Origin of the sequence: Nocardioides agri (assembly GCF_013778305.1) — a bacterium.
Classification (GTDB): Bacteria; Actinomycetota; Actinomycetes; order Propionibacteriales; family Nocardioidaceae; genus Nocardioides; species Nocardioides agri.
On the sequence record NZ_JACEIC010000001.1, the window covers coordinates 385,583 to 398,064 of the forward strand.

10 protein-coding genes are annotated in these 12,482 nt (G+C 73.0%); 4 read left to right on the forward strand and 6 right to left on the reverse strand.

The window, feature by feature from the left end:
• Positions 1-66: 66 nt before the first annotated feature.
• From HZF07_RS24280 to HZF07_RS02025, 3 genes are all read left to right on the forward strand, one after another.
• Complete coding sequence (locus HZF07_RS24280; RefSeq protein ID WP_181644657.1) at positions 67-2,121, forward strand: sensor histidine kinase; 2,055 nt, start codon at positions 67-69, stop codon at positions 2,119-2,121.
• Positions 2,118-2,768 carry a response regulator gene (locus HZF07_RS02020; RefSeq protein WP_181644658.1) on the forward strand — a complete coding sequence of 217 codons (651 nt, stop codon included), beginning with the start codon at positions 2,118-2,120 and terminating at the stop codon, positions 2,766-2,768. The genes HZF07_RS24280 and HZF07_RS02020 overlap by 4 nt, the downstream gene beginning before the upstream one ends.
• A gap of 64 nt (positions 2,769-2,832) precedes the next feature.
• Positions 2,833-4,149, forward strand: a complete 1,317-nt coding sequence (locus HZF07_RS02025; RefSeq protein WP_157346587.1) for a SpoIIE family protein phosphatase — start codon at positions 2,833-2,835, stop codon at positions 4,147-4,149.
• A 12-nt stretch (positions 4,150-4,161) separates the two neighbouring features.
• Here the strand turns inward: HZF07_RS02025 and HZF07_RS02030 are convergent, their stop codons facing one another.
• The 5 genes from HZF07_RS02030 to HZF07_RS02050 form a co-directional block, all read right to left on the reverse strand.
• Positions 4,162-6,342, reverse strand: a complete 2,181-nt coding sequence (locus tag HZF07_RS02030) for a CocE/NonD family hydrolase (RefSeq protein ID WP_157346589.1) — start codon at positions 6,340-6,342, stop codon at positions 4,162-4,164.
• 19 nt (positions 6,343-6,361) lie between these two features.
• Entirely contained in the window at positions 6,362-6,913 is a 552-nt protein-coding gene (locus HZF07_RS02035; protein WP_157346591.1) for a YdeI/OmpD-associated family protein, read from the reverse strand.
• 78 nt (positions 6,914-6,991) lie between these two features.
• On the reverse strand, positions 6,992-9,100 hold the full coding sequence (locus HZF07_RS02040; protein WP_157346593.1) for a GAF domain-containing SpoIIE family protein phosphatase: 2,109 nt from the start codon (positions 9,098-9,100) through the stop codon (positions 6,992-6,994).
• A 110-nt stretch (positions 9,101-9,210) separates the two neighbouring features.
• Positions 9,211-9,906 carry a L,D-transpeptidase family protein gene (locus tag HZF07_RS02045; protein ID WP_157346595.1) on the reverse strand — a complete coding sequence of 232 codons (696 nt, stop codon included), beginning with the start codon at positions 9,904-9,906 and terminating at the stop codon, positions 9,211-9,213.
• A 10-nt stretch (positions 9,907-9,916) separates the two neighbouring features.
• Positions 9,917-10,357, reverse strand: coding sequence for a MarR family winged helix-turn-helix transcriptional regulator (locus tag HZF07_RS02050; protein WP_157346598.1), 441 nt, complete (start codon positions 10,355-10,357; stop codon positions 9,917-9,919).
• A gap of 90 nt (positions 10,358-10,447) precedes the next feature.
• Between HZF07_RS02050 and HZF07_RS02055 the strand changes: the two genes are divergently transcribed.
• The gene (locus tag HZF07_RS02055; protein WP_157346600.1) at positions 10,448-11,107 is read left to right on the forward strand and encodes an FMN-dependent NADH-azoreductase; all 660 of its coding nucleotides are present in this window, start codon (positions 10,448-10,450) and stop codon (positions 11,105-11,107) included.
• A gap of 120 nt (positions 11,108-11,227) precedes the next feature.
• On the opposite strand, the gene HZF07_RS02060 is transcribed toward HZF07_RS02055, so the two are convergent.
• A complete protein-coding gene (locus HZF07_RS02060) occupies positions 11,228-12,481 on the reverse strand; it encodes a hypothetical protein (RefSeq protein WP_181644659.1) in 1,254 nt (417 codons plus the stop codon).
• Position 12,482: the final 1 nt, after the last annotated feature.

Below are 12,482 nucleotides of genomic sequence, written 5' to 3' on the forward strand. Positions count from 1 at the left end.
GGTGTCCCGTGCGCGCGGGACACCGATCCCGAGACGACGGGACGGAGCGAGGCCGATACTTCTCGGGTGACTCCCGCTCCCGCGCCCGGCCGCGTCCCCGCGACCGTCGTCTCGGTGCTCGCGGTGGGCATGCTCGTGGTCTGCCTGTGCCTCGACCTGGTCAACGAGCCGGCCGACCGGGCCCGCTCGTCGATGGGGTGGGGCACGTTCTCGGCGCTGGCCGGCGTGATCGCGGTCGGTACGGCGGCGCCGGTGCTGTGGCGCCACCCGCGGCACCCGGTCGCCTGGGTGCTGGCCGGCACCGGCCTGCTCTGGTCGCTCGACGGGCTGTGCGAGTCCTACTCGGCGTACGCCATGGCGCAGACGCCGGTGCTCCCGCTCGCGGGGTTCGCCGTGTGGGTGGTCGCGCAGCTCGGGGCCTTCCTGCTGGTCGGCCTGCCGACCGTGCTGGTGCTCTACCCGAACGGCCGGCTGATGAAGGGCGCTTGGGGCACGGTGAGCGTCCTGGTGATCGCGATGGCGTGCGCGCTGCCGTCACTGCTGCTCTTCGCGCCGATGTCGATCGTCGGCAACGAGGAGCCGCTGCCGATGGACACCGGCATGCCGGAGCTCCCGCTGCCCGAGGACGTCTTCTTCACGCTGCTCCGGGTCGCGCGGGTCGTCACCCTGCTCGCGATGCCGCTCGCCGTCGCGGTGCTGTTCGCCCGGCACCGGCGGGCGGACGACCGGGAGCGCAAGCAGATCCGCTGGCTGGTCTGGGCGGCAGTGGTCTGCCTGGTGATGGCCGGGCTGGGCGCCGTGCTCCAGAACGGCTGGGTCGTCTCGATCGCCCTCGTCGTCGCGCTGTCGGTCACCGGCGTCTCGATCGCGATCGGCATCCTCGACCCCGACCTCGGCGACGTCGACGCCCTCATGGGCGGCACGATCGTGTGGGCGACGGTCGCCGGCCTCGTCATCGCGCTCGACCTGGTGCTGGTCGCGACGCTCGACGCGCTGCTCGGCGATCGGCTCGACCAGCGCGACGCGACGCTGATCCTGCTGCTCGTCGCGGTCACGATCTACGCACCGGTGCGGGGCTGGATCTCGGGCGTCGTGCACCGCGCGCTGGTCGGGCGGCGTGGTGACCGCTACGAGGTCGTCGCGGCGCTCGCCGCCCGGCTGGAGGAGGCCGGCGACGTCCGCGACCAGCTGCCGGCGCTGGCGACCGAGGTGGCGTCGGCGTTCAAGCTCGACTTCGTGCAGGTGGAGGTCTTCGGCCACGGCGGCGGCGCGATCGCCGCGACGTACGGCGAGCGCCCGCGCGACACCCGCGAGGTCCCGATCCGCTACGGCGAGGAGGAGGTCGGCCGGCTGGAGCTGCCCGCGCGGGGCGTCCGGTCGATGCTCTCCAAGCGGGACCAGGCGCTGCTCTTCGACATCGTCCGGCAGGCCGCGATGGCGGTGCGCAGCGCCCGCCTCGCCGCCGACCTCCAGGTCTCGCGCGAGCAGCTCGTGCTGGCCCGCGAGGAGGACCGCCGCCGGATCCGCCGGGACCTGCACGACGGTCTCGGCCCGGTCCTCGGTGGCGTCGCCATGCGGCTCGACGCCGCCGGCAACGCGCTCGACCGCGACCCGGAGACCACCCGTCGCCTCGTCGCCCAGTCCCGGCAGGACGTCACCGACGCCCTGGCCGACGTACGCCGCCTGGTGCAGGGGCTGCGGCCGCCGGCACTGGACGACCTCGGCCTGCTGGCCGCGCTCGACCAGCAGGCCGAGCGGCTCAGCTCGGCCGACCTCGCGGTCGACGTCGCGGCCGAGGACCTCGGGCCACTGTCGGCGGCCGTCGAGGTGGCGGCGTACCGGATCGCCTCCGAGGCGCTGACCAACGCCGTCCGCCACGCCGGGGCGCGGCGTGCGAGCGTCCGGCTGGTCGGCAACTCGCACGCGCTGCTCGTCGAGGTCTCCGACGACGGCGCCGGCATCGCTGCCGACGTGGTGGCCGGCGTCGGGCTACGGTCGATCCGCGAGCGCGCGGCCGAGCTCGGCGGCCGCACGGAGATCACCTGCCCGGACGGCGGGGGCACCCGCGTGCGGGCCTGGCTCCCCACCGCCCCCACCCCCGATCTCGAGGAGACGACGTGACCGAGCCCGTGCGGGTGCTGATCGCCGACGACCACCCGGTGTTCCGCGACGGTCTGGCGTCGCTGCTCGGCACGCAGCCGGACGTGACCGTGGTCGGCACCGCCGCCGACGGCGCCGAGGCGGTCGCGCTCGCCACCGAGCTCACCCCCGACGTGGTCGTCATGGACCTCCAGATGCCCGAGCTCAACGGCATCGACGCCACCCGGAGGCTGGCTGAGACCCGGCCGGACGTGCGGGTGCTGGTGTTCACCATGGGGGAGGAGGACGGCACGGTGCTGGCGGCGATGCGCGCCGGCGCCCGCGGCTACCTCGTCAAGGGCGCCAGCCAGGACGAGGTCGCCCGCGCGATCTCGACCGTGCACGCGGGCGGCCTGGTCTTCGGCGCCTCGCTCGCGCTCCGGATCGCCGACCTGCTGTCCGGCTCGGCGGCTCCGGACCGCTCGGCGTTCCCGCAGCTGACCGAGCGGGAGGTGGAGATCCTCGACCTGATCGCGGCCGGCAAGAACAACGCGCAGATCGCGGCCGCGCTCTACCTGGCTCCCAAGACCGTGCGCAACAACGTCTCCAACATCCTGGCCAAGCTCCAGGCGACCGACCGGGCCGACGCCATCATCCGGGCCCGCGACGCCGGCCTGGGCGGCGGCTAGACCCACGGGGACCGACTCGGCGATTCCGCGTCGCCGGGTGCTGCTGGGGTGAATACTGCGGGCCGTGCAGAGCTATACCGACGAGCTGCGTCTCCGACTGGCGCACGAGGCCGCTGAGCTCGGCACCTGGCACTGGAACGCGGCAGACGACTCGAACGTCTGGGACGCCCAGATGCTGCGCATCTACGGCCTGACCGCCGGGACGTTCGACGGCAGCTGGGACTTCTGGGTCGAGAGCATCTACCCCGACGACCGCGCACAGGCGATCGCGGTCGTGCAGGTCGCGATGGCCGGGTGCTCGACGTACGTGCTGCGCAACCGGATCGTCCGGCCCGACGGGACGATCCGGTGGATCGAGGCCCACGGCAAGGTGCTCGCCGACGAGGACGGCGCGCCCGCCGGCACGATCGGCTGCGTCCGTGACGTCACCGACCGGGTCGAGCTGGAGCGACGCAAGGACGCCGCCGCGGCGCGGGCGCTGCTGCTCCAGCAGGTGACCGCCGACTTCGCCCGCGCGCTGACGCCCGCGCAGGTCGCCTCGGTCCACGCCGAGAGCCTGGAGCGGGTGCGCACGCTGGTCGGGGACTCGCTCTCGGTCGAGGACGAGCAGCTGCTCGACACGCTGACCTCGCAGCACGCGATCGCCGCGGAGCGTGCCGAGCTGGTCCGCCGGACGACGGCGATCTCGGACGAGCTGCAGTACAGCCTGGCCCCGAGTCCGCTGCCGGAGCTCGAGGGCTTCGAGGCGGCCGCGATCTACCAGCCCGGTGGCGACGTGCTCGAGCACGTGGGCGGCGACTGGTACGACGCCGTCGCCGCCGGTCCCGGCGACCTGCTGCTGGTCGTCGGTGACGTCATGGGCAGGGGGGTGCGGGCCGCGACGACGATGATCCCGGTCCGCGCCGGCATCCGTGGGCTCATGACCGTCGAGTCGGCGCCGCACGCGCTGCTCGCCGCCGCCGACGAGATGGTCTCGCGCGACGCACCCGACGACTTCGTGACCGTCGTCGTCGCCCGGCTGTCCGCATCCGCCGGCACCCTGGAGCTGTGCAGCGCCGGGCACGTGCCGGTCGTGGTGGTCTCACCGGACGGGTCGACGTCCCTGGTGGGGAGCGGCACCGGCACGCCGCTCGGCATCACGTCCCCCTCGGCCCGCGAGATCGAGCGGATCCCGCTGCCGCCCGGCAGCGTCGTCGTCCTGGTGACCGACGGAGTGGTCGAGTCGCGTGAGCGCGACATCGAGGAGGGCATCGACCGGTTGCGGGCACGGGTGGCCGAGCTCGCCAGCGGCCCGCTCGACACGCTCGTCCACGAGGTCGCCGCGCTGGCCGACGCCCGGCTCGGCGACGACGTCACCGTCGTCGCCGCCCGGGTCCGCTGACCGTCGGCCCGGTCAGCCCCGGTAGGTCCGGCAGGGCTGGCTGCGCAGCGACGAGCACTTCGGCGCCTTGCGGGGTGCGTCGACGCCGGGCACGACGGGCAGCACGAGCCGCGACGGGTGGTCGGCGTCGGCGGCGACCAGGACCCGCTCGCCGTGCGAGATCGTGTCGAAGTCCCACTGGGGACGGGCGTTGCCGGGCGCGTCGACGGTGATCCGGATCCGCGAGCCCGGCCGGAAGACGTGGGCGAACGGGAAGAGCTCGACCCGCACCTCGGCGAACCCGCGCTTCGGCAGCGGCCGCGCGTCGGAGCGCAGGTGGGTGTGGGTGGGTGAGACCACCGTCGAGCCCGGGCCGAGCTTGCGGTGGCTGGCGCGCAGCCAACCGGACTGCACGTAGACCTCGGTGCCGTTGGGCCGCACCTCGGTGAGGGTGACCTCCAGGTCGGTGTCACGCTGCGGTGAACGCACCCACAGGTCGACCGAGCCGGTGCCGATCGGCACCACCTGCTCGGTCAGCGGCTCGGTGATCCAGCCGAGGCCCTTGCCCTTCGGGATCTGCTTCCACTGGTACGTCGGGTGCGCCTCCCACAGCCCGTCGCCGGTCTGGAAGTGCGTGGTGGGCGGGAGCGCGTCCGGGTCGGCGCGGTAGCTGCGCGGCGTGGCCTGGCGCGGCGTGAGCGTCGACGGGGCGTCGGCGAGGCCGCCGCGCGGGGTGAGGTACCACGACGTGGCCTCGGCCTCCGGGATCGGCCACGACGCGAACGTGCGCTCGAAGCGTGGCAACGGCGACCCCGAAGGCTGGCCGGCGGCGGCGCCCTCCTCGAAGAGGATGTGGATCGGGTCGCCGGACTCGTAGTCGCGCTTGGCCTGCCGGAAGGTCATGCCCGAGTAGTCGGGCTGCTCGGGGAGCGCGAGCCCGGTGACGCCGGTGATCGTGCCGGCGAGCACGGGCGCGACGACGTGCTTGGCCTCACCGGGCACGCGGCGCCCGACGTACAGGTCGAGGAAGTCGGCGAACCGCCCGAAGACGCCGAGGCTCAGCGACTCGGGGTGCGAGCCGTTGAGCATCGTCGCGTAGAGGTGCGGCGCGGAGGTGAAGTCGTCGAGGAAGCCGGGGAAGTGGCCCCCGGTCTGCTCGTCCTGCCAGGCGCCCGCGAGGAACACCGGCACGTTGATCTTCGGGGCGAAGAGGCTCGGGTTCATCGGGTCGCCGATGCTCTTCTTGTAGTAGGGGTTGGCCCTGATCATCGCCAGCACGTCCGGGTTCTGGAGACGCAGCGCCTGGTTGGCCTGGCAGGTCGTGTCGCCGGCGTCGACGCGGCCCTTCTCCCAGCCCTGGCCGTAGGGCCCTGCCTGCTTCTCGCGCTCGGTCGCCCACGGCACCGCGAAGCCGGTGTTGAGGATGCCACCCGGGTAGAGCGTGCTGCGGTAGGTGTCGTCGATGACCGACAGCGGCGTGATCGCGGCCAGGCTCGGCGGCTGCGTCTGGGCGACGTAGAGCTGCGAGATGCCGGGGTAGGAGATGCCGACCATGCCGACCTTGTGGAACTTGGCCCACGGCTGGGCGGCGATCGCCTCGATCGCGTCGTACCCGTCCACGCTCTGCACGGGCTCGAAGGGGCGGAACGAGCCCCCGGAGCAGCCGGTGCCGCGGATGTTCACGCCCACGTAGGCGAAGCCCAGGGTCGTGAAGAGCTGCGCCATCGTCGTGTTCTTCGGGTTGCTCGGGTCGTAGCCGGAGTACTCGACGACCGTCGGGAAGGGTCCGGTCCCGGACGGGAAGGTGACGTTGGCCGACAGCGTCGTGCCGTCGCGGGTGGTGATGTAGTTGAAGCCCTTGCCCAGCGTCTGGCCGGCGTAGAACGCGTGCGCCGGCGGCTTCCCGGCGACGTCCCTCACCTTCACGGGCCCGACGGTGGCTGCGGGGGTGGCGCTGCGAACCGAGTAGCTGCCGGCGTCCAGGCCGCGCCACGCGAGGCTGCCGGCGCTGTCGACGACGCCCTCCTCGACGACCTTGGTGCCGCGGACCAGCTCGAGCTGCTGGCCGGGTGCGGCGCCGAGCACGTAGAGCTGGTTGACGCTCCCACGCACGGTGAAGTCGGTGGGGCCGGCGGAGGCACCGCCGGCCACGACGAGCAGGCCGGCGACGAGGGCGAGGGTGGCGGCAACAGCGGAGTGCCGGGCGCGAGTCATGCGGGCGATCGTGCCACGCTCAGTGGCCACCGCGCAGGCGCTCGACGGCGCGTCGTACGGCGGCCTCCCGGCGCGCGGGCGCCGTCGCCTTGAGCACCGGCAGCATGACGTCGTAGCGATCGGCCTTGCCCAGCAGCCGGAACGCCGCGTCGGCGACCGGGTCGGTGGCGATCGCCGCCGCGAGGTCGTCGGGCACGCTCGCCGTGCGCATCGGCTCGTAGGCCGCGTCCCAGCGACCGTCCGCCTGGGCCGCCTCGACCTGGGCCCACCCCGACGGGCGCATCCTGCCCGCCGCCTCGAGGACCGCGATCTTGTCGACGTTGACCTTCGACCAGGTGCTGCGCGCCCGGCGCGGGCAGTAGCGCTGCAGGAAGGAGACCTCGTCGAGACCGCGTCGCTGCCCGTCGATCCAGCCGAAGCACAGCGCGACGTCGAGCGCCTCGGGCATCGTCACGGTCGTCAGCCCCGAGCCCTTCTTGCCCACGCGCAGCCATGCCTCGGGTGCGGTGTCGTGGTGGGCCTCCAGCCACCTCTCCCATGCGTCGCTGTCGGGCAGCTCCAGGACCTCCATCCCGTCATCGTCGCGCAGTCGTCGCGCAACCGTCGACAGTCGTCGACAGCCGTCGACACTGCGACAACGGCTCGAGGGTCAGTCCGGGTCGTAGCAGGCCAGCAGCAACGCCAGGTCGTCCTCGAGGGAGTGCCCGGCCGCCCGCTGCAGCGCGTCGAGCAGGCCGTCGAGGGCGGTCTCCACCGGCGCGGTGGCGACCGCATCCAGGAACGCGGTCGGGTCCACGAACGAGCCGTCGGGCGCACGGGCCTCGATGAGGCCGTCGGTGAAGAGCAGGAGTCGGTCCCCGGCCCGCAGCACGCCCTCGGTGGGTCGCGGATCGGCGCCGAGGCCCAGGGGGACGGCGTGCTCGAGATCCAGCGCCCTCGCCCCGTCCCCGGCCGTCATCAGCACCGGAGACGGGTGTCCGCACGAGACGATCGTGAAGCGACCGTCGTGGTGGATGTCGACCAGGACGGCGGTGACGAAGTCCTCGACGTCGGGCAGGTACGGCAGGAGGCGCCGGTCGATCTCGCGGGCGACCTCCGCGACGTCACCGGTGTCGGCGGCCGCGGCCCGGAACGCGCCGAGCACGACGGTGGCGGTGCGCACGGCGGTCAGCCCCTTGCCGCGGACGTCGCCGACCAGCAGCCGGACTGCTGACGGGCCGTCGACGACCTCGTAGAGGTCGCCCCCGATCTTCGCCTCGACCGCGGCCGAGATGTAGCGAGCGGTGAGAGCGACCGGACCCACCCGCGGCGGAGGCGGGGCGAGGATCGCTCGCTGGGCGGCCTCGGCGACCAGCGTGACGCCGGCCAGCCGCTCGGACTGCTGCTCGAAGGTCGCGGCGGTGTCGAGCGCCAGCGCCGCCCGGTCGGCGATCTCCTCGAGGAACGCGAGGTCGGCGTCGGTGTAGCGGCGTCCGGACTCGGCGTGGATGAGCGTCACGACCCCGAGCACGGCGTGGCGACCGGTCAGCGGCGCGACGATCGCGCTGGTGAAGCCCAACCGCCGGAGGATGGTGCGGTGCTCGTCGTCGTGGGCGGCGGCGTCGACCAGGTCGGCCGGCAGGTACGGGTAGATCTCGCTCCGGCCGGTGCGGATGACGTTCGGCCCACCGGTGGGGGCGTCCATCCGCGTCGGGAACGCGTCCACCATGCCGCGCGCCCATGCGGTGGTCTCGGGGTCGCGGTGCTGGACCGCGACGGTCCGCAGCTCGTCACCGTCCAGCAGCTGCACCGAGCACCAGTCGGCGAACCGCGGCACCAGGAGGCGCACGATCTCGGCCAGGGTGCTGTCCAGGTCGAGGCTGCGCGAGAGCGTCATCGACGCCTCCGCGAGCAGGGCAGTGCGCTGCGTGGCCGCGTCGGCGCTCTGCAGCTCCTCCGCGCGCAGGAGGGCGCTCGCGAGCGCGCCGGCCATCGAGTGCAGGAAGCCGTCCTCGGCGGGCGTGAACGAGCCCACCGGGAACGTCAGGGCGAGCAGGCCCAGCGTCCGCTCGCCACGACGCAGCGGGAGGACGTGCAGGCTCAGGTCCGTCGGGTAGTAGCCGGCCAGCGCGGGGAACGCCGCCTCGATCTCCCGGACGGAGCGGTAGTGGAGGTCGGTGCCCTCGCGCGCGGCCACTGCGCCGGGGACGTCGCTCGTCAGCGGCACCTCCTGGAACTGGTCGGCTGCCGCCCCACCGCGCCCGGCCCACGTGACGGTGCGCAGGACGTCGTCCGGGTCCAGGACCAGCACCATCGCGGACTTGGCGCCCAGGGTGTCGCGGGCGTGGCCGATGAACCCGTCTGCCACGTCGGTGACGGTGCGGGCGCCGGTCAGCTCGACAGCGAGGGCGTCCAGGACGTGCTGCGCCAGCGTCGTGGTGCGCTCGAGGTCCCGGCGGCGACGTCGGCTGACGACGGCGGTGAGGACGGCCACGGAGCACAGCAGCGCGCACGCCACGAAGCGGACCGCCCAGGCGCTGTCACCGAGGTTGTCGTTCCAGACCCCCGAGGCGATCGAGGCCACCAGCGCGGTCACCGCGACGGCGGCGGTGCGCCCCGGCCCGCAGAAGACGGCGGTGAGCACGGCGCCACCGGCGTACACGCCGTTGATCTGGTGCCCCGTCAGGATGTCGATCACGACCAGCACCCCGACCACCGCCATCCCCAGCAGCCACCAGACGCGCTCGCCGGCGTACTTCTCGTGACGCATCAGTGCCATCGCCGTGCCATCGCCTCGCCTCGCCGGGACCGAGCTCGGGGTGAGCCCGGCCCCATGATCACGCGCCCGACGTGCCGAGAACAGGATTTGCCGAAGGTGCGTGCCGACGATCAGACCACGCGCACCTGCGTCCGGCGGGTCGTGAAGGCCCAGACCTGGTGCGCCAGACCTCGGCTGAGGCGGATGCAGCCGTGCGAGGTCGCCAGGTCGGTGCCGAGGATCCAGTCGGCGTGCATCTGCCGGCCGTTGGACTTCCAGCGGGGGATGCGGTGGAACCCGATGCCGCACGGCGCGAAGCGCACGAAGTCGTCGAGCCAGAGCGTGCCGCTGACGGCCTGGTTGAGCCTGATCCGGCCGCCGCGGCCGCAGTAGGACCCGGTCGCGTGCGTGCCGCGGTGCAGCACTCGTGGGTTGTCGACCATCCCGCCCTCGGCGAGCACGCGGCCGGAGGCGCCGACGAGCCACACCCAGTTCTGGTGCTGCGAGATCACGATCCGCCGTCCCTGGCCCGAGTGGCGGGGGACCGGCCGCCGGTCGCAGCGCGGCGCGTCCTCGGCGTAGAGGTGCCGCCGGGTCCGATCGTCGAGGTGCCCGGTCTGCCGCAGCCCCACCCGCGACTGGAAGCGCACCACCGCGCTCCGCGTGTGCGCGTCGATCCGCCCGTCACCGCGCCCCGCGTCGCAGCGCAGCGCGTTGAGCCGCTTCTCCGCCTTCACTGCCCACGGGCCCGGCGCGGCGTCTGCCGGACCCGGTGCCAGCGCGAGCGTCGCCACCAGGAGGACCAGGCAGGCGACGAGGCGGGTCATTGGCCCATCCTCACATGGACGTCCCCGCGACGAGCACCTTGCGGAGAGCGCCGGCGAGGACCTCGGCCTCGCGCGCTGTCAGGTGGTCGGTGAACTCGCGGTGCACGGCGGCCACATAGGTCGGCGCTGCCTTGCGCAGCGCCGCCCGGCCGGCAGGAGTCAGGGCTGCGAACGCCGAGCGACCGTCGTCGGGGTTCGGCTCACGCGTCACGAGTCCGGCCCGGATCAGTTCGTCGACGACTCGGCTGACGCGGGTGCGGCTGACGGCGGCGACCGACCCGAGCTGGCCCATCGTCAGCCGTCGGTCCGGCGCGCCGTTGAGCTCGAGCAGCACGTCGTACCACGTCAAAGGCAGCCCATGGGTGTCCTGGAGCTCGCGGTCCAGTCGCGGCACCAGTGCGGCGTGCACCTTCAGCAGTGCGCCCCATGTCTCGGCGAGGTCAGCTGGCATGGGAGGAGTCTAGCAACACTTGTGCGTGCGCACACACTCTGATACAACTATGTGCGTACGCACATAATCTCTCCGAGAAGGAAGACCACGATGACCACCCTGCTGCACATCTCCGCCTCCCCGCGCGGCCAGCGCTCCGAGTCTCTCGCCATCGCGACGACGTTCCTCGACGAGCTCCGCTCGGGCCACCCCGACGTCACGATCGAGCACTGGGACCTGTGGGACGGCACGCTGCCTGAGTTCGGGCCGTCCGCCGCGGCCGCCAAGATGGCGATCTTCGCCGGCGCCGACCCGGAGGGGGAGGAGGCCACCGCGTGGCGCGCCGCGCGCGAGACCTTCGAGCGGTTCGACTCGGCCGACTACTACCTGTTCACCGTGCCGATGTGGAACCACTCGGTGCCCTACATCCTCAAGCAGTTCATCGACGTCGTCAGCCAACCGGGCATGGTCTTCGGCTTCGACCCCGAAGCCGGCTACACCGGCCTGCTCGAGAACAAGCGCGCCGCCGTGATCTACACCGGCGCCGTGTACGGACCCGACCGAGGGCCAGGATTCGGCAACGACTTCCAGCAGCCGTACTTCGAGGACTGGTTGCGCTGGGCCGGCGTCCACGACATCCGCAGCATCGCCTTCCGCCCCAATCTGGCCACGGCCGATCCCGAGCCCGGACGCCGCGACGCACACACCCAGGCCACCGCCGCAGCTCGAGGGTTCCTCGACCCGGCCGAGCCTGCCCTGTTGGCGGGGTGACCAGGGGACCCGCGCACTGTCGGCGCGGATGACGGCGCGCCCCACCGCGGTGGTCAGCCCACTGGTGGTGGCGAGCCGGGTAGGAGAATCGCGAGAGGCTGGTGGAGCCGGGAGGCTCCCTCAGGGTTTGCGTGTGATCCGGTAGTGCAGGGTCAGGAAGGGGAAGCCGAAGACCCAGAACGCGTGCTCGGCGCGGAGCACGTCCTGGTCGACGTAGACATCGAGCTGCTCCTCGAAGCCAGGCACGGCCAGGGCCGTCAGCTCGTCGGCCTCCGTGTCGACGTAGGTGAGGTAGTGGCCGGCCTGCCCGTCGTGCACCCGGCTCGTCAGCCTCAGGCCCCCGGCCGGGCGCGACTGCGGCCGGAGCGTGGCGGTGAAGCTGCCGTCGGGGATGGGGAACCCGACGCTGACGTAGCCGCGGTCGCCGTGGCTGTAGGTGGTGTAGATCCCCAGCATGATCGGCTCGTCGTCGTCCGCGAAGGAGCGGACCCAGCCGCGCACCGAGACCACACCGTCGACTCCGGTGATCGTGTCGATCCGGCTGCGGATGCCCCGTTGGGCCTCGCGCTGGTTCATGGGCATGCTGGCTTGTCCCAGCGGTCGCGCAACGAGCGTGCGGTAGACCAGGTAGCCGGGCCGCACCCACAGCCGCCACTGGGGCACGATGTCGAGCGCGAAGCGGGTGGTGTGCTCGTAGAACTCCCGCACCAGCGGGTCGACCTGATCTGGGTCGAGGTCCGGCCCGGCGAGAGCGTCGAGGGATGCGACGATCCCGGTGTCCGGGGCATCGGCGGTGTAGTGAGCACCCAGCTCCTCGGCCAGGCCCCGGACGTATCCGGTGCCGACGTGCCTCGACCGCGCCGGCCGGGGCACCACGAACGGCAGGTCGGCGGCGCGGACCCGTTCGGCGAGCAACCTGACCTGGGGGTCGCGGAAGAGTACGGCGGACAGGGTGCGGTAGGCGAGGACGACGCTGCTGGCGACCACCGCTCCCGGTGCCTGTCGGCGAGCGAGCACGTGCCCGACGGCGAGTCCGACGACCGGGCCGATCGCCACCTTCTGTGGTCGTAGCCCCATCGCTCCGACGACGGCACCGGTCGAGAGCCCGACCGTGCGGGGACCGGCGCCCACCACCGTGTCCGCAGCCAAGCCCAGCGGTGCCGCCAACGCGGCGCTCACCGCGATCCGCTGCCACAACGCCGGGATCTCGCCTTCCTGTTGGCGAGCCCGGGCCACGGCCTCGGAGACACCGAGGCAGACGGCCCCGACGAGACCGGTCCGGGCTGCGGCCCTGATGCCGCGGTGCGCGGCCAGGGATGCGCCGGCGATCCCCCCGACGGAGGCTGCGAAGCCGACGGACGAGGAGGTGGCCACC

Excerpts from the sequence above, each read along its gene's own strand:
- HZF07_RS02030 (WP_157346589.1), bottom strand. The coding sequence starts at position 6,342 with ATGACTCGCGCCCGGCACTCCGCTGTTGCCGCCACCCTCGCCCTCGTC.
- HZF07_RS02055 (WP_157346600.1), top strand. The coding sequence starts at position 10,448 with ATGACCACCCTGCTGCACATCTCCGCCTCCCCGCGCGGCCAGCGCTCC.
- HZF07_RS02050 (WP_157346598.1), bottom strand. The coding sequence starts at position 10,357 with ATGCCAGCTGACCTCGCCGAGACATGGGGCGCACTGCTGAAGGTGCAC.
- HZF07_RS02045 (WP_157346595.1), bottom strand. The coding sequence starts at position 9,906 with ATGACCCGCCTCGTCGCCTGCCTGGTCCTCCTGGTGGCGACGCTCGCG.
- HZF07_RS02035 (WP_157346591.1), bottom strand. The coding sequence starts at position 6,913 with ATGGAGGTCCTGGAGCTGCCCGACAGCGACGCATGGGAGAGGTGGCTG.
- HZF07_RS02040 (WP_157346593.1), bottom strand. The coding sequence starts at position 9,100 with ATGGCACTGATGCGTCACGAGAAGTACGCCGGCGAGCGCGTCTGGTGG.